General features: G+C 70.8%; 16 protein-coding genes. 8 read left to right on the top strand and 8 right to left on the bottom strand.

Annotation, left to right across the window (positions count from 1 at the left end; translation table 11 throughout):
• The first annotated feature begins 10 nt into the window (after window positions 1-10).
• From HNQ09_RS06875 to hmpA, 3 genes are read left to right on the top strand one after another with little or no spacing between them, the layout of a single operon-like run.
• Window positions 11-436: a group III truncated hemoglobin gene (locus HNQ09_RS06875; RefSeq protein ID WP_184027187.1), complete on the top strand. Its 426-nt coding sequence runs from the start codon at window positions 11-13 to the stop codon at window positions 434-436.
• On the top strand, window positions 426-716 hold the full coding sequence (locus HNQ09_RS06870) for a cupin domain-containing protein (RefSeq protein WP_184027184.1): 291 nt from the start codon (window positions 426-428) through the stop codon (window positions 714-716). Before HNQ09_RS06875 ends, HNQ09_RS06870 begins: the two co-directional genes overlap by 11 nt.
• 45 nt (window positions 717-761) lie before the next feature.
• Entirely contained in the window at window positions 762-2,015 is a 1,254-nt protein-coding gene (gene hmpA / locus HNQ09_RS06865; protein ID WP_184027181.1) for an NO-inducible flavohemoprotein, read from the top strand.
• Window positions 2,016-2,151: 136 nt separating this feature from the next.
• Here hmpA and HNQ09_RS06860 read toward each other — a convergent pair whose 3' ends face one another.
• A complete protein-coding gene (locus HNQ09_RS06860) occupies window positions 2,152-3,714 on the bottom strand; it encodes a bifunctional metallophosphatase/5'-nucleotidase (RefSeq protein ID WP_184027178.1) in 1,563 nt (520 codons plus the stop codon).
• Between the two features lie 174 nt (window positions 3,715-3,888).
• A complete protein-coding gene (locus tag HNQ09_RS06855) occupies window positions 3,889-4,170 on the bottom strand; it encodes a hypothetical protein (RefSeq protein ID WP_184027175.1) in 282 nt (93 codons plus the stop codon).
• A 487-nt stretch (window positions 4,171-4,657) separates the two neighbouring features.
• On the opposite strand from HNQ09_RS06855, the gene HNQ09_RS06850 reads away from it, so the two are divergent.
• The 3 genes from HNQ09_RS06850 (at window position 4,658) to HNQ09_RS06840 (ending at window position 7,708) form a co-directional block, all read left to right on the top strand.
• The gene (locus HNQ09_RS06850; protein ID WP_184027172.1) at window positions 4,658-5,185 is read left to right on the top strand and encodes a DinB family protein; all 528 of its coding nucleotides are present in this window, start codon (window positions 4,658-4,660) and stop codon (window positions 5,183-5,185) included.
• A complete protein-coding gene (nagA, locus tag HNQ09_RS06845; protein ID WP_184027169.1) occupies window positions 5,182-6,324 on the top strand; it encodes an N-acetylglucosamine-6-phosphate deacetylase in 1,143 nt (380 codons plus the stop codon). The genes HNQ09_RS06850 and nagA overlap by 4 nt, the downstream gene beginning before the upstream one ends.
• Before the next feature lie 163 nt (window positions 6,325-6,487).
• Window positions 6,488-7,708 (top strand): erythromycin esterase family protein, encoded by a 1,221-nt coding sequence (locus tag HNQ09_RS06840; protein ID WP_184027166.1) that lies wholly within the window; start codon window positions 6,488-6,490, stop codon window positions 7,706-7,708.
• Between the two features lie 63 nt (window positions 7,709-7,771).
• On the opposite strand, the gene HNQ09_RS06835 is transcribed toward HNQ09_RS06840, so the two are convergent.
• Together HNQ09_RS06835 and HNQ09_RS06830 are read right to left on the bottom strand one after the other, a co-directional pair.
• Entirely contained in the window at window positions 7,772-8,569 is a 798-nt protein-coding gene (locus tag HNQ09_RS06835; protein WP_343057643.1) for an alpha/beta fold hydrolase, read from the bottom strand.
• Between the two features lie 56 nt (window positions 8,570-8,625).
• On the bottom strand, window positions 8,626-10,422 hold the full coding sequence (locus tag HNQ09_RS06830) for an acyl-CoA dehydrogenase (protein ID WP_184027160.1): 1,797 nt from the start codon (window positions 10,420-10,422) through the stop codon (window positions 8,626-8,628).
• Window positions 10,423-10,539: 117 nt separating this feature from the next.
• Between HNQ09_RS06830 and HNQ09_RS06825 the strand changes: the two genes are divergently transcribed.
• Both HNQ09_RS06825 and HNQ09_RS06820 read left to right on the top strand, forming a co-directional pair.
• Complete coding sequence (locus HNQ09_RS06825) at window positions 10,540-11,514, top strand: NADPH:quinone oxidoreductase family protein (RefSeq protein ID WP_184027157.1); 975 nt, start codon at window positions 10,540-10,542, stop codon at window positions 11,512-11,514.
• Window positions 11,511-12,017 (top strand): MerR family transcriptional regulator, encoded by a 507-nt coding sequence (locus tag HNQ09_RS06820; protein ID WP_184027477.1) that lies wholly within the window; start codon window positions 11,511-11,513, stop codon window positions 12,015-12,017. Before HNQ09_RS06825 ends, HNQ09_RS06820 begins: the two co-directional genes overlap by 4 nt.
• Window positions 12,018-12,101: 84 nt before the next feature.
• Here HNQ09_RS06820 and HNQ09_RS06815 read toward each other — a convergent pair whose 3' ends face one another.
• The 4 genes from HNQ09_RS06815 to HNQ09_RS19115 all read right to left on the bottom strand — a co-directional run bounded on the left by HNQ09_RS06815 (window position 12,102) and on the right by HNQ09_RS19115 (window position 14,721).
• A complete protein-coding gene (locus HNQ09_RS06815; protein WP_184027154.1) occupies window positions 12,102-12,773 on the bottom strand; it encodes an alpha/beta hydrolase in 672 nt (223 codons plus the stop codon).
• Window positions 12,770-13,660 (bottom strand): VOC family protein, encoded by an 891-nt coding sequence (locus tag HNQ09_RS06810; RefSeq protein WP_184027151.1) that lies wholly within the window; start codon window positions 13,658-13,660, stop codon window positions 12,770-12,772. Before HNQ09_RS06810 ends, HNQ09_RS06815 begins: the two co-directional genes overlap by 4 nt.
• Before the next feature lie 74 nt (window positions 13,661-13,734).
• Window positions 13,735-14,169, bottom strand: coding sequence for a DoxX family protein (locus HNQ09_RS06805; RefSeq protein WP_184027148.1), 435 nt, complete (start codon window positions 14,167-14,169; stop codon window positions 13,735-13,737).
• Between the two features lie 66 nt (window positions 14,170-14,235).
• Complete coding sequence (locus HNQ09_RS19115; protein ID WP_184027145.1) at window positions 14,236-14,721, bottom strand: MarR family winged helix-turn-helix transcriptional regulator; 486 nt, start codon at window positions 14,719-14,721, stop codon at window positions 14,236-14,238.
• Window positions 14,722-14,868 lie beyond the last annotated feature (147 nt).

The raw sequence follows: 14,868 nt of genomic DNA, 5'->3' as shown, positions 1-14,868 counted from the left end.
CGGTGGTCCGATGACGCTGTCCCTCACCCCGGAGACGAGCCTGTTTGCCCGCGTGGGCGAGGAGGCCTTGCGCCGCCTGCTGTGGACCTTCTACGCCCGCGTGACCCAGGACCCTGACCTCGGCCCGGTCTTTGCCCGCAAGATCGGTCCCTTTCCGCGCGCAGGCTGGCCCCTGCACATCTCCCGGCTGGAAGGCTTCTGGCGGGCGGTGACGGGCGGGCCGAGCGCGTACCGGGGTCAGCCCGGCCCCGCGCACGGCGGCCTGGGCATCGGCCCGGCGCATTTTGACCGCTGGCTGACGCTGTGGGAGGAGACGCTGAGCGAGCAGCTCGGTCCCGCCGAGGCCACGGCCATGCTGACCCTGGCCCGCCGGATGCGCCCCAATCTGGAACGTTTCGCTCAGCCTTTCCCGGAGGTCCCCGTCCATGACCACTGACTCCATCCGGCCTGCCGCCCCGCAGGTGCTGGTCAAAGCGCCCGGAGGCCGCGCCCTGCTGTTCGAGTACCGCGCGGGCCAGGGCCTGCCGCCGCACACCCACGCCGGACAGGCCGTGGTCGTCGCCGTGCTGGGTGGGCGGCTGCGCCTGCACGTGGACGGCCAGCCGCGCGACCTCGCGGCGGGCGAGGTGACCCACGTCCAGACGGACGGCTTCTTTTCCAGTCAGGCGCTGGAGGACGGCACCCGCGTCCTGGTTACCCTGCTCGACCTCGCCTGAGCCTTCCTTCCCGCCCCCTTTCCCGCTCACGGAGAACCCCGACCCATGCTGACCCCCCAACAGACCGCCATCGTCAAGGCCACCGTTCCCGCGCTCGAAGCGCACGGCGAAACCATTACCCGGCTCTTTTACGCCTCCATGTTCCAGGCGCACCCGGAACTGCTCAACATCTTCAACCCGGCCAACCAGAAGACCGGACGGCAGGCACGCAGCCTGGCCGCCTCGGTGCTGGCCTACGCGGCGAACATCGACCACCCCGAGCGGCTGGGCGGCATGGTGGGGCGCATCGCGCACAAGCACGTCAGCCTGGAGGTGCTACCCGAGCACTACCCCATCGTGGGCGAGCACCTGCTGGGGGCCATCGCCACCGTGCTGGGCGACGCCGCCACACCCGAGATTCTGGACGCCTGGGCGGCGGCCTACGGCCAACTCGCCGAGATCATGATCGGCGTGGAGGACCGGATGTACACGGGCGCGGCCGAGCAACCCGGCGGCTGGCGCGGCTTCAAACCCTTCCGGGTGGTGGGCAAGGTGCAAGAAAGCCGCGTGATCGCCTCGCTGGTCCTTGAACCCGTGGACGGCCAGCCGCTGCCGGACTTCCGGCCCGGGCAGTACCTCAGCGTGAAGGTGCGGGTGCCGGGCCAGGACACCGACCAGATTCGCCAGTACAGCCTCAGCGACGCGCCGAACAGCCGCACGTACCGCATCGCGGTCAAGCGCGAACTCGCCCCGCAGAGTGACCCCTTCGCCCCCGGCGGCCTGATTTCCAACTTTCTGCACGACGACGTGCAGGAAGGCGACGAGCTGCTGGTCCACACCCCGGCGGGCGACTTCTGCCTGCAAGATTCGGAGCGCCCGGTCGTGCTGCTGAGCGGCGGGGTGGGGGTCACGCCCATGCTGTCCATGTTGAATGCGCTGGTGGCCTCCGGCTCTGACCGCCCGGTCCTGTTCGTCCACGCGACGCTGGGCGCCTCGGCCCACGCCTTCCGCGAGCATGTCAACGAGCTGGCCCGCACGCACGCCCACATCCGCAAGCTGGTCTACTACACCGACGTGACCGCCGAAGACCGCCCCGGCGAGCACCACGACGAGGCCGGGCTGATCCGGCTGGAGACGCTGCGCCCGCACCTGCCGCAGGGGGGCGCCGAGTACTACTACTGTGGCCCGGAAGGCTTCACCCAGGCTGTGGAGAACATCCTCGACCGCCTGAATGTGCCCGCCGAGCGCCGCTTCACCGAGACGTTCGGCCCCAGCCAGAGCTTCGCGCCCGTGCTGGCGCCAGCGGGGGCGGCAGGCTGACCCGGGGGGGCTGACTCTGGCCCCCCGGCCCGCGCCGGATCACTCGGGGCGGCAGGCTTTCGCTTCAGCACACAACACCGCACACGGGGGAGGCACGCTCTACACGCGCCTCCCCCGTGTGATTGCAGGTCTGGAGTTACTTGGGTTCGTTCACCAGCACGATGCGGCCTTCCGGCTGGGCGTCCACGGTGGGGTTGGCCTTGAAGTAGTTCACCAGCAGGTCCACGTCGAGGGTGCCGGTGTCCAGGCGGCGGCCCTTCGCGTTCTTGAACACGTCGAAGCCGTCGCCGCCCTTGGCGGTGAAGGTGTTCATCGCGACCGTGTAGGTCTGGGTGTCGGACAGCGGCTGACCGTTCAGGGTGACGGCGGTGACGCGGCTTCCGGCGGGTCTGGAGAGGTCGAAGGTGTAGCTCACGCCCTTGGAGACGTGCAGGAACTGGCCCTTGTTCTCGCTCCAGGTCGCCACGCCGTGCTCCAGCGCCTGCTTGATCTCGGCGCCGGTCAGGTCGAGGATCGTCAGCGTGTTGCCGAACGGCTGCACGGTGATCGCCTCCTCGAAGGTGATCGGCCCCGCGTCGATGGAGGAGCGCACGCCGCCGCCGTTGACGAAGGCCATCACCGCACCGGCGCGCTGCCCGGCGGCCAGGGCGGCGTCGGCCAGCACGTTCGCCATGCCGCTCTCGCGCTTGCGGACAATTTCGCGGGCGCCGTTGAGGCCCGACGTCGTGTTGCCGATGACCTGACGGCGCAGGGCGGCGATGGGCACGCTGAGCGTCTCGATCATGCGCTTGGCGGTGGGGTCCTCGGCCACGTCGGCGGACACCACGATGGGGTTGCCCTCGAAGGCCTCGACCGCGCCCGCGTCGTTGAAGGTGACCTTCAGGCGGCCCAGCACCTTGCCCCATTCCCAGGCAGCGACCAGCAGCGTGCGGTTGCCGTCGGGGTTGGGGACGACCGTGGGGTAAGGCCCCTCCGGGGTGGGGAAGTCCTTGTTGTCGAAGGTGCCCAGCAGGGTGTGCGAGTGCCCGCCCACGATCACGTCGATGCCGGGCACGGTCTTCGCCACTTCCTGCTCCAGCGTGTAGCCCAGGTGCGAGACCAGAATGACCTTGTTGATCCCCTCGCCCTGAAGCGCCTTCACACTGTTGTTCAGGCTCGCCATCAGTTCGAGCATCTTCACGTTGTCGCCAGGCGAGCTGATCAGGGGCAGATCGGGCGTCACGGCGCCGATCACCCCGACCTTCTGCCCGCCCACGTTGAGGATCGCGTAGGGCTTGATCAGGTCTTTGAGCAGCGGCTCGGCGCTGAGGTCGAGGTTGGAGGCCAGCAGCGGGAACTGGGCCTTCTGGGCAAAGCGGGCGAGGGCCTCGGGGCCGTTGTCGAACTCGTGGTTGCCCACCGCCATCGCCTGATAGCCCTGGTAGTTCATGAACAGCACGTCGGCCAGCCCCTGGTAGACGTTGTAAAAGAGCGTGCCCTGGAAGGTGTCGCCGCCCGACAGCACGAGGGGATTGGGGTCCTCGGCCGTGTGCTTGCGGACCAGCGTGGTCTGGCGGGAGTAGCCCCCGTAGGTGCCCTCGCCCACCTTGACCGGATCGAGGTGACCGTGCAGGTCGTCGGTGTGGAGGATGGTCACGGTGAGGGGCGCGGCGGTCGCGGCGGACCCCAGCAGCGCGGCGGTAAGCAGCCAGAATTTCATAGCGGGTTCATCATAGGGGCTGGGTCGCCGCGCTGGATGGGAATGGAGGTCGGTTCAGCCTGCTCCCCCGACTGGTTCCGCGCCGACCCTCGTTCAGAGCGGCTGAAGCAAAAACCGCCCGGCCCAACTTGCAGAAAAACCTACCCAGGCCCACTTTGCCGACCGGACGATGCATCAATCCGCCAGCACACCGTCAAAAGTGACCAGCTCACCACCCGTTACGTTGATGGGCGGGAAGCCGAAATGAAGGGGGTGACCGTCTACGGTGCAGCGATAATTCCTCGTATCCGAGTCCGTGAGGCAAATGAAGGAGCGTGACCGGCCGTTTAAATTCACGTAATCTCGACTGACGACATCCTCTCCTATAAAGGTATGACGCCGCACAAAATCGCGCCCCGCTTCCGAAGCAGCGAATTGCTCCATGCTGACGCCCTGTAACCCCAGATACTCCCTCATAGCACTCTCTCCAGGCACCAGATAGATACGGGGAGAACCGAGGTCACCGTATCTCTGAAAAGGGATACAGCCGGAGTGGATACAGCTTCGAAGTTCACTCCTCGCGGTGGTAGGAACCAAGGAATATCGCTCGCAACTCGTCATGATTGCCAAACTCAGGGCGCTCGACAGAAGCACTGCTCGTGAAAGCAGGCCGGTTCCGGTGGGGTTGCTGGGCAGCCCGACGGCCATAATCTCCTCCTGAGCATCCTGGGCGGTCAGGCCCTGAATACAGCCTCGACGGGGAACCAGCCTGAGCCTCACTGCTATTATTCCAGGAAGATCGGGATTTTGCAGGTCAAGTTGTTAGAACGATTCACCTTAACATGGGCATAGGCAGCTCGACTGCGAAAGCCTCAATCACGGTCACCCAGAGACCAACATTCCGGTTACAGGGAGTGCTGGGCCTACTGGCCGAAGGAAGCGCGGGCATGGCAGACTCGGGAGCATGACCCAAGCAGAGTGGAGCGGGAGCGTGGCGACGTTGCGGTCCCTGGGAAGCTCGCCCGCCGAGGTAGGCGCGCGGCTGGAGCGCGAGCTGAACGCCTTCGAGGCCGCCGTGGCCGCCGCGCAGCCGCGCTGGCACCAGCGGCTGCCGGGCCGCGAGTGGACGGCCGCGCAGGAGAGCGAGCACGTGATTCTGGTCAACGAAAGCTCGGCGCGCATCGCGGCGCTGCTGGTTTCCGACCGGGCGCTGCGGCCCACGCCCCAGGTGCCCGGCGAGCAGATCGGCGGCAAGCGGGTGGCGCCGCCCGGCACGGTGCCGGGGCCGGATCAACCCTGGGAGGCGCTGGCAGGGCGCCACGCCGCCGCCCGGGCGGCCCTGCTGGCGGGGCTGGAGCGGGCGACCGACAACCCGGAACGGACCTTTTTCCACCCCTTCATGGGCGAGCTGACCGCGCTCGACTGGCTGCGGATGGCCGCCTACCACGTCGGGCACCACCGCAGGCAACTGGAGGGCCGGGGGCAGGGTTGAGCCGGGGGCCACAGACCGTCTTGCGTGGCCAGCTCGTGGGGCCGGGGGGCGTGGTTCCGGGCGAGCTGCGCTTCGGCGAGCGGCTGGAGGCGGTCACCCCGCTGGAGGGGGCGCCGGACGACCTGTACCTGTTGCCCGGCTTCGTGGACACCCACGTCCACGGCGGGGGCGGCGGCGACACGATGGACGGCCCCGGTGGGATCCGGACCCTGGCCCGCCTGCACGCCCGCCACGGCACGACGACCCTGCTGCCCACGACGATCACGGCGCCCTGGGAGCAGGTGCTGGCGGCCCTGCGGGGCGTGCGCGAGGTGATGAACGCGGGCGGCGTTCCGGGCGGCGCGGACGTGCCCGGCGCGCACCTCGAAGGCCCCTTCATCAGCCCGGGGCGGCTGGGGGCGCAACCGCCGCACACGCTGGAGCCGACGCTGGGGCGGGTGGCGGAGGTGCTGGCGACGGACACCCTGCGGGCCGTGACCCTGGCCCCCGAGGTCCCCGGCGGGCGGGAGGCCGCGCTGGCCTTTGCCCGCGCGGGGGTACGGGTGGGGATCGGCCACACCCGCGCCGACGCCGACCCCGTGACCGCGCTGCTGGAGGCGCTGCACGCGGCGGGCGGGCGGACCTGCGCCACCCACCTGTTCAACGCGATGGGGGGCATAGAGGGCCGCGTTCCCGGCCCGGCGGGGGCGCTGCTGGCCGATTCCCACGCCTGCGCCGAGGTCATTCTCGACGGGCTGCACGTCCATCCCACCGTTTTCCGGCTGGCGCGCGCCGCCGCCCAGGGCCGGGTACTGCTCGTCACCGACGCGATGCGCGCGGCGGGCCTGGGCGACGGCGAGAGCGAGCTGGGGGGACAACCCGTGACCGTGCGGGGGGGCCGCGCCACCCTGGCAGACGGCACCCTCGCCGGAAGCGTGCTGACGATGGATCAGGCGCTCAGGAACGCCGTCGCGGCGGGCGTCCCATTGCCTGGGGCGAGCGTGATGGCGAGCACGGCCCCCGCCGCCTCGGTCGGGCTGAAGGACCGGGGACGGCTGGAGGTGGGCCTGCGCGCCGACGTGGTCGTGCTCGACCGCGCATTGCAGGTGCGCGCCGTGTACGTGGCGGGCAGACCGGTTGAGCTGACAGCTCGCGCCTGACTGTAAGCGGCGCGCCGCTGCGCTGGACCTTCCCCTTCGACACAGCCGCCGCCGGGAGATTCATAAAGGTTCGGTCAAGACAATCCCGTAAGAGTCCTCACATCTTCCACAGGAAGCATGAGGGGGCCAGAGCGGGCGCGCCCTGTGGCAAAAGGAGCACACCATGTCTGACCGGATCCCCCGGCCACCCGGCTGGGACATGACCGAGCCGCGCCGCGCCCTCTCGGCCTTTCTGGACGCCTTGCCCGCCCGGCCCCAGTTGCTGGGCCTGGGTGAACCCACCCACGGCGTGGACGCCTTCCCCGCGTGGCGCAACCGCATCTTCCAGGCGCTCGTGGAGGACCACGGCTTCCGCTCCATCGCCCTGGAGAGCGATATCGTCGCGGGCCTGCGGGTGGATGCCCACGTCACGGCGGGGCAGGGCACCCTGGACGGGGCCATGCAGGGCAGCTTCAGCCACGGCTTCGGCGGGGTGCAGGCCAACCGCGACCTCGTGGCGTGGATGAGGATCTTCAACACGGGCCGCGAGCGCGCCGACCAGCTGCGTTTCTACGGCTTCGACCCACCCCTGGAGTGGTGGGCGCCCAGCCCCCGGGCCAGCCTGCTCGCCCTGCACGCTTTTCTAAGCGAGCAGCTCGACAGCCTGCCCGTGGACCGGGCCACCCTGGAGCGCCTCTGCGGGGACGACGCCCGCTGGGCTGATCCGGCCGCCGTGATGGACGCGGCGCAGTCTATCGGGAACAGCCGTGAGGCCCGGCAGCTCCGGTTGCTGGCCGACGACCTCTGGACCCTGCTGCAAACGTCAGGGCCGGGGCTGGCCGATCACCCGGATGTCTGGGAGGCGCAGCTTCAGGCCCGCACGGCGGTGGGGCTGCTGCGCTACCACGCGGGGCTGGCGGACCCCGCCCCGAACTACCGCCGTCTGGAACGGGGATCGGCCCTGCGTGACCTGATGATGGCCGACCACCTGGGCGCCATCGCCGAGCGCGAGGGCGGGCGCGGGCCGACGCTGGTCTTCGCCCACAACGTCCACCTGCAACGCCCCCGCAGCACGATGAAGCTGGGAGACTGGAGCGTGGCGTGGTGGAGCGCCGGAGCGCACGTCAGCAGGCGCCTCGGCACCGGGTACGCCTTTATCGCCAGCGCTCTGGGAACGGCGCCGGACAGGGGCATCGGAGACCCGGCCCCGGACACGCCAGAGGGTGCCCTGGTGGACCCGGCTCACCCGGCCACCCTGTACGCCTCCCGGGAACTGACCGCCGCCCTCCCGGGAGGGCTGGCGACCCGGACGGATCTTCCCGCTCAGGCCGGGTATTTTCCGCTGGAGGTGGAAGGGCTGGCCCTCACCGACGGCGTGCTGATGCTCAACCGCGCCGCCGACTGAGCCTCTCGGGGGCCACCCGGGGGGTCACGCGCCCCTGGCGCTCGGCGTGGCCCGCCCCAGCGTTCAGCCGTGCGTCTCCAGAAAGCCGCGCAGGTCGCGCAGGAAGTCGGCCGGCCGCTCCAGGTGCGGCATGTGCCCGGTGCCGGGGTACACCCGCAGCCCGGCGCCCGGAATGCCCGCCGCCAGCCGTTCGGCGTTGGACAGCGGAATCAGGTCGTCGTGCTCGCCGTGCAGGACCAGGGTGGGCGCCTGGATGCGGGCGAGGCCCGCCGTGGTGTCGTGCGCGCGGATCGCCTGGAACTGCCGCCGGAAACTCTCGGCGCTCATGGGATGGCGCTCCGCGTTCGCGGCGGCCTGGGCCAGCGCCCCCGGGTGGGCCTCCGTGAAGCCCGGATGGGTCATCAGGGTCAACGCCTGACGGGCACGCTCGGGGGCAGGCAACTCGGCGGGCAGGAACAGCGCCGCGCGCCCCCGCTCGGTCGCCGGGGTGGAGGCGCGGCCTCCCGGCGTGGTGGCGACCAGCACCAGCCCGCGCACCAGCTCCGGGTGCCGCAGCGCGAGGTGCTGCGCGACCATCCCGCCCATGCTTAGGCCCACCACGAAGGCAGGCGCGGCGGCCACCGCCCGCAGAAAGGCCGCCGCGTCGTCCGCGAGATCGGCCAGCGTGAAGGCGTCCGCGCAGGCCTCCGAATCCCCGGTGTCGCGGTGGTCGGGAGCGAGGGCGCGGTAGTCCTGCCCCAGCTCCCGCACCACGTCCGCCCACCCCAGCCGCGAGCCGCCGAGCCAGGAGAGAAACAGGACGTGGGCGCGGGGCTGGGCCGGGGCCACCTCCAGGTAGGCGAGCGTCCTGTCCCCCACCACGACGCGCTGAACGTCCTGCCCAGCGGACGGCGGACCGCTGAGAGCCGACCGCGCCCTCAAAACCACGCCTCCGCCATCTCATACGTCGTCCGGTCCGCGCTCGCCAGCAGGTCGGCGTGTGCCTTCACCTTGGGCAGCTCGTACACGGCAAAGAAACGGGCGGCGTGCAGCTTGCCCCGGTAGAAGTCGGCGTCGTCGCCCCTCGCCTCCGGGAGCTTGCGGGCCGCCACCGCCGCCTGCCGCAGCCACATCCAGCCGATCACCGTGTGGCCCAGCATCTCCAGCGCGCTGTTCGCGTTGGCGAGAAAGAGGTCGGGGCCAAGCTCCGGGGCCTTGCCGAGGACGCTTTGCAGGGCCGCGCCGCTCTGGGCCACGGCTTTCTGAAGGGCCGCGCGAATCTCGTCCAGCCCTTCCAGCCCCTCGGCGGCGGCGAGATCGGCCTGAATCTTCTCGACCAGCACCTGCAACCCGCGCCCGCCCGATTGCGTCACCTTGCGGCCCAGCAGGTCGTTGCCCTGGATGCCCTCGGTGCCCTCGTGGATAGGGTTGAGGCGGTTGTCGCGGTAGTACAGCTCGACCGGATAGTCGCGGGTGTATCCGGCCCCGCCCATGACCTGAATCGCGTCGCTGAGTGCCTCCTGGCTGTACTTGCTGGGCCAGGATTTGACGATGGGCGTCAGCAGGTCGAGCAGCAGTCCCGTGTCCTCGCGGCTCTCCTGGGGGCCGGTCTGCTGGTCATCCACCAGTGCCGAGGCGTACAGCCCCAGCGCGAGGCCGCCCTCCACGATGCTCTTCTGGCGCAGCAGCAGGCGCCTCACGTCGGCGTGGCGGATGATCGGGATCATCGGGCTGGCCGGGTCCTTGGCGCTGGCGGCGCGGCCCTGGAGGCGGTCGCGGGCGTACTCCAGGCTGGCGAGATAGCCCGCGTAGCCCAGCATCACCGCGCCCATGCCAACGCCGATGCGCGCCTCGTTCATCATCCGGAACATGTACGCCAGACCCCGGCCCGCCTCGCCCACGAGTTCGCCCACCGTCTCGCCGCCCTCGCCGAAGTTGAGCAGCGTGTTGGTGGTGCCCCGGTAGCCCATCTTATGGTTCAGCCCCGCCAGGACGACGTTGTTCGGTTCACCGACGCTGCCGTCCGCGTTGACCCGGTAGCGCGGCACGATGAACAGAGAGATGCCCTTCACCCCCGCCGGAGCGCCCTTGATACGTGCCAGGACGAGGTGGACGATGTTCTCCGACAGCTCGTGCTCGCCGCCGGAAATCCACATCTTGGTGCCGCTGATCGAGTAGGTGCCGTCGTCTCTGGGCGTGGCGCTCGTCGTGATGTCGGCCAGCCCCGACCCCGCGTGCGGCTCGGAGAGGGCCATGGTGCCGAACCAGCGGCCTTCGAGCAGCGGGAGCATGTATTTCTCCTGCTGCTCGGGCGACGCGAACTCGCGTTGCAGGTTGGCGTTCCCGATGGTCAGGAAAGGATAGCCGCTGCTGCCGATGTTCGCCGCCTGGAAATGCGCCTGCACCGCCTGCATGACCACCCAGGGGAGTTGCAGGCCGCCCAGCTCCTCGTCGTGGTGGGCGCTGAAAAATCCGGCGTCGCGAAAGGCCTTCATCGCCTCCGTGACGGCGGGCACCAGCCGCACCTTGCCGTCCACGACGTGCGGCTCATTCAGGTCGGCCTCGCGGGTGTGGTTGGCGAAGTACTTGTCGGCCACGTTGTAGGCGAGGTTCAGCACGTCGTCATAGACCTCGCGCGAGTGCTCGGCGAAGCGGGGGCGCCCCGGCAGCGCGGCGGTGTCGAGCACCTCGTAGAGCTGGAATTGCAGGTCACGGCGGGACAGGAAAGGGGCCATTGCGCAGCGTCTCCTTGGGGGCGGGAGGGGGGGATGTGTCCGTGAACGTCAACTTTGAACGTTGGCGTTAATATAGGCCAATCCGCCCCGCCCCTTCCCGCTTCACCGGAGGTATTCATGCGCGCCCTGACCTGCACCGCCTTTGCCGAACCCGAGGCCCTGACCGTCCAGACCCTTCCCGACCCCACCCCCGGCCCCGGCCAGGTCGTGCTGGACGTGCGGGCAGCAGGTGTGAACTACCCCGACGCCCTGATGGTGATGGGGCAGTACCAGGTCAAACCGCCGCTGCCTTTCACGCCGGGGGCAGAGGCCGCTGGGGTAATCGCTGCTGTCGGGGAGGGTGTTCAGGGGTTGCAGGTCGGGCAGCGGGTCGTCGCCTTCACCGGGACCGGGGCCTTCGCGGAGAGGTTGCTCGCGCCCGCCCATGCCGTGATGCCCCTTCCCGACGGGCTGGATTTCGATGTGGCGGCGGGACTGCCGCTGGCTTACGGCACCTCGATGCACGCCCTGAGCGACCGGGCGGGGCTGAAGGCGGGCGAGACGCTGCTGGTGCTGGGCGCGGCGGGCGGCGTGGGCCTGGCGGCGGTCACCATCGGCAAGGCGCTGGGGGCGCGGGTGATCGCGGCGGCGAGCAGCGAGGAGAAGCTGGCGATCACGCGTGAACATGGGGCGGACGAGACGCTGAACTACGCTGCGGAAGACCTGCGCGCCCGGTTGAAGGAGCTGACCGGGGGCCAGGGGCCGGACGTGATCTTCGACCCGGTCGGCGGCGAGCTGGCCGAACCCGCCTTCCGGTCCATCGGCTGGGGCGGGCGCTACCTGGTCGTGGGCTTCGCGGGGGGCGAGATTCCCCGGCTGCCGCTCAACCTCCCGCTGCTCAAGGGCGCCTCGCTGGTGGGCGTGTTCTGGGGCGAGTTCGCGCGCCGTGATCCACGCGGCAACGCCCGGAATCTGCGGCAGCTCGCGGCCTGGGTGGAAAGTGGCACCGTGCGGCCCCTGGTCAGCGAGCGCTACCCGCTGGAGCGCACACCGGAAGCGCTGCGTGCCCTGCTGGAGCGACGGGTGACGGGCAAGGTGGTGGTGACGCCCTGACCTCCCCCTCCTCGGTCACCTTCTACACGACCGCCGAACTCGCGCGGGAAGCGGGCGTGACCCGGCGCACGGTGATGCACTACGCGGACCTGGGGCTGCTGACGCCCGATCAGGTCACCGCGTCGGGCCGGGCGCTGTACGGTCCCTACGCGCTGCGGCTGCTGCGCGACGTGATGGACCTGCGGGCGCTGGGCGTGCCGCTCGACGAGGCGCGCGACATGGTGACCCTGCGCCGCGCCACCCATACGCTCGACGGCACCTACCGCCGCGACTGGACCCGCGACGACATTCCCCTGGGCGACGAGCGCCTGCGCGCGGTTCACGCCCGGCTGCGGCTGCTGCAAGACGCCTACGCCCGGCAGGCCGAGGGGCTGGCCCGCTTCGACCGCTGGCTCACCAAGCGCTTTACCGGGGGGGACCTGCCCGCGCTGGACATCGGGGAGGGCGGCGAGGAAGAGGCGGCGGAGAGCGGGGCGCCGGAGAGCGCGGAAAAACAGGGCTGAGGGTCACTCCTGCCGGGAAAAAACGCCCGCAGAGGTGACCCCCGCCCTCCTTGTTTCGGCTGAACCTGTTCCCGCCTCGGCGCTTCAGGGGAGCCGGGCCGCGTCCCCCAGCCAGGCGTTCAGGTCCGCGATCTCCTCCGCGCCGATCTCGTGGCCTAGGTCGTACTCGCGGTAGGTGAGGTCCACCCCGAGGTCGCCCAGCAGCGCCCGGCTCGCGCGGGCATGGTGGATGCCCAGCTTGCCGTCGTGGACGCCGTGGCCCACGAAGACGTTCAGGGCGGCGAGGTCCTCCCTGGACCGGAAGTGCGGCTGGGCCTCGGGCAGAATCCGGCCCGACAGCAGGGCCAGCCCCGCGACGAGGTCCGGGCGCGAGAGGGCCACGCTCGCCCCGATGATCGCCCCCTGGGAAAAGCCCAGCAGAAAGACCCGCGCGGGGTCGAGGTCATAACGGCGCACCAGCTCGGGCAAAAAGGCGATCAGCGCGGCGCGGCTGGCTTCGGCCTCCTGGGGCACGATCACGGGTTCGGGCGTGAAACGCACGTGGAAAAACCCGTACCCCCCCGAGGCCAGCGCCAGCGGCGCGCGCACGTGGACGAGCGCGAAGCGCCCACCCAGCCGCGCGGCCAGGCCCGCCAGGCTGGTCTCGTTGCCGCCGACCCCGTGCAGCAGCACCAGCGCGGGCGCCTTGCCCGGCTGCGGCGAGCGCGGGGGCTGGAAGGTGTGGACCAGGGCCGGGGCCGCCGCGAGGTCGGTCACGCGCCTCCCCCGAGGAAGGTCAGGCGGGTTCCCGCCGGGTCACGCACTTCCAGACGGCCCGCCTCGCGGGTGAAGGGGACCCCGGCGGCCTCCAGGCGCCCGGCGAGGGGATCGAGGTCCGTCTCCTGCGGCAGCGTGAAGGTCACGCCTTCCAGCCGGGCCGTGCCCTCCGGCGCGGGCCTGCCCCCGGCGCTTTGCCAGGCGTTCAGGCCCAGGTGGTGGTGGTAGCCGCCGACCGAGACGAACAGTGCCCCCGGCCAGCGCGCGACCACGTCGAAGCCCAGGACCGAGCGGTAGAACGCCTCGGTGGCCTCCAGATCGCTGACCCGCAGGTGGACGTGGCCCATCACGGTGCCGTCCGGCAGGCCCGCGAAGGGCTGCCCCGCCCCCGGCTCGTTCAGCAGGCCCGCGACGTCGATGGGGTCGGACGCCATCTGCACCTGATCGAGTTGCCAGCGCCACTCGCTGCGGGGCCGGTCGCGGTAGACCTCGATGCCGTGCCCGTCGGGGTCCTGAAGGTAGAACGCCTCGCTGACGAGGTGGTCACCCTGCCCCACCCGCAGGCCCAGGCCCGCCACGTGCCGGACCCAGCGGGCGAGGTCGGCGCGGGTGGGCAGCAGCACCGCGAAGTGGTACAGGCCCGGCGAGCTGGCGGGCGCGGGCCGGGCGCCGGGACGCTCGCCGAGGCGCAGCAGCGGAAGCGTGCCGACCCCCAGCGTGGCCGAGCCGTCCGCCTGCGCGAGCACCTCCAGGCCCAGCACCTGCTGGTAGAAGTCGAGGCTGCGGCGCAGATCGCTGACGGTGAGGTCCACCGGGCCGACGCGCAGGTCGGGGTGCAGGCGGCCGGGGGCAGAAGGGGCAGGCGTCTGGTGGGCAGGCTGGGTCATGGGGGGGTCCTCCCGGAACAGGGGCGCGAAGACGGAGCGGCGGTGTGTGGGGGCGGCGGCGGTGGGGAGGCGGGTCAGCGGCGGCGCAGGGCGTCGAGCGAGAGGCGGCCCGGCCCGGTCAGCGCGAGGGCCACGCTGGCGGCCAGCAGCGCGAGGGGAAACTCGACCCCGTTCGGGGCGAAGAATCCGGCGGGCAGGTGAACCAGCAAGATGGCCCCCAGCATATCGAGCGCGAGCAGCGAGGCCACGACCCGGGTCAGCAGACCGGCGACCAGCGCCGCGCCCCCGGCCAGTTCCAGCACCGCCACCAGCGGGGCGACCAGCCCGGGCAGCGGCACGCCCATCTCGCCAAACGCGGCCGTGGTTCCCGGCAGCGTGAAGGTAAAGAGCTTCTGGGCACCGTGCGCGATGAAAATCAGGCCGATCACGACCCGCAGCACGGTCAGGGCGAGGTCGAGGCGCTGGGCAGCGGAGGCGGTCGGGGCGGCGGGGGCACTCTGCGTGGTCATGGGGTCTCCTGGGTGGGGGAACGATGGTCGTTAGAACGAATAACAGGCCGGAGGAGAAAGGCGGGGTCAGCCGGGGCTGCCCTCCTCGGCGGTCGGGGGCGCGGCGGCCTCGTACAGGAGGCCAAGCAACGCCCCGAGCCGCTCGGGGGGCAGGTGCGCGAACTGACGCCGGTGCAGCTCGGCCAGGGGAGCGTCGAAGCGGCCCAGCAGCGCCCGGCCTTCCGGGGAGAGGTGGGTCAGGACCACCCGGCGGTCGTGTTCGCTGCGGGCGCGCTCGACCAGGCCCAGCTTTTCCAGGCGGTCGAGCAGGCGGGTCACGTCGGGGTCCTTGTTGATCAGCCGCCCGCCGATCTCGCCGCAGGTCAGGCCCTCACGGCCCGAGCCGCGCAGGATTCGCAGCACGTTGAACTGCGTGACGCTGAGGCCCCCCGTCTTGAGCAGCGCCTCGGTCTCGTCCCGCAGCCGGGTCGCGAGGCGCTGGAGGGTCACGTAGGCCTCGTGTTCCGGGCTGGAAAAGGGTCTGGGGGGCGAAACGGCGCGGCTGGTGCTCATCTCCTCTCTCCTTGAGGCCGGTCGGCCTGACCTGAAATATATTTGTTATAACGACTTTCGTCAAGAGGCAGGCGCACGGCGGTTCCGGTTGCGGGTCGGTGCGGCAGAACCGGACGGCGCCGGAGACCCTCTCTCCCGCCCACTTCC

The sequence above is a fragment of the Deinococcus budaensis genome, from assembly GCF_014201885.1.
GTDB classification, from domain to species: domain Bacteria; phylum Deinococcota; class Deinococci; order Deinococcales; family Deinococcaceae; genus Deinococcus; species Deinococcus budaensis.
This window is presented reverse-complemented; position numbering and strand designations above follow the sequence as displayed.

Coding starts and splice junctions, on each gene's coding strand:
- HNQ09_RS06850 (WP_184027172.1), top strand. CDS start 4,658: ATGACCCAAGCAGAGTGGAGCGGGAGCGTGGCGACGTTGCGGTCCCTG.
- HNQ09_RS06810 (WP_184027151.1), bottom strand. CDS start 13,660: ATGACCCAGCCTGCCCACCAGACGCCTGCCCCTTCTGCCCCCGGCCGC.
- HNQ09_RS06840 (WP_184027166.1), top strand. CDS start 6,488: ATGTCTGACCGGATCCCCCGGCCACCCGGCTGGGACATGACCGAGCCG.
- HNQ09_RS06870 (WP_184027184.1), top strand. CDS start 426: ATGACCACTGACTCCATCCGGCCTGCCGCCCCGCAGGTGCTGGTCAAA.
- hmpA (WP_184027181.1), top strand. CDS start 762: ATGCTGACCCCCCAACAGACCGCCATCGTCAAGGCCACCGTTCCCGCG.
- HNQ09_RS06805 (WP_184027148.1), bottom strand. CDS start 14,169: ATGACCACGCAGAGTGCCCCCGCCGCCCCGACCGCCTCCGCTGCCCAG.
- HNQ09_RS06875 (WP_184027187.1), top strand. CDS start 11: ATGACGCTGTCCCTCACCCCGGAGACGAGCCTGTTTGCCCGCGTGGGC.
- HNQ09_RS06860 (WP_184027178.1), bottom strand. CDS start 3,714: ATGAAATTCTGGCTGCTTACCGCCGCGCTGCTGGGGTCCGCCGCGACC.
- HNQ09_RS06830 (WP_184027160.1), bottom strand. CDS start 10,422: ATGGCCCCTTTCCTGTCCCGCCGTGACCTGCAATTCCAGCTCTACGAG.
- HNQ09_RS19115 (WP_184027145.1), bottom strand. CDS start 14,721: ATGAGCACCAGCCGCGCCGTTTCGCCCCCCAGACCCTTTTCCAGCCCG.
- HNQ09_RS06855 (WP_184027175.1), bottom strand. CDS start 4,170: ATGAGGGAGTATCTGGGGTTACAGGGCGTCAGCATGGAGCAATTCGCT.
- HNQ09_RS06825 (WP_184027157.1), top strand. CDS start 10,540: ATGCGCGCCCTGACCTGCACCGCCTTTGCCGAACCCGAGGCCCTGACC.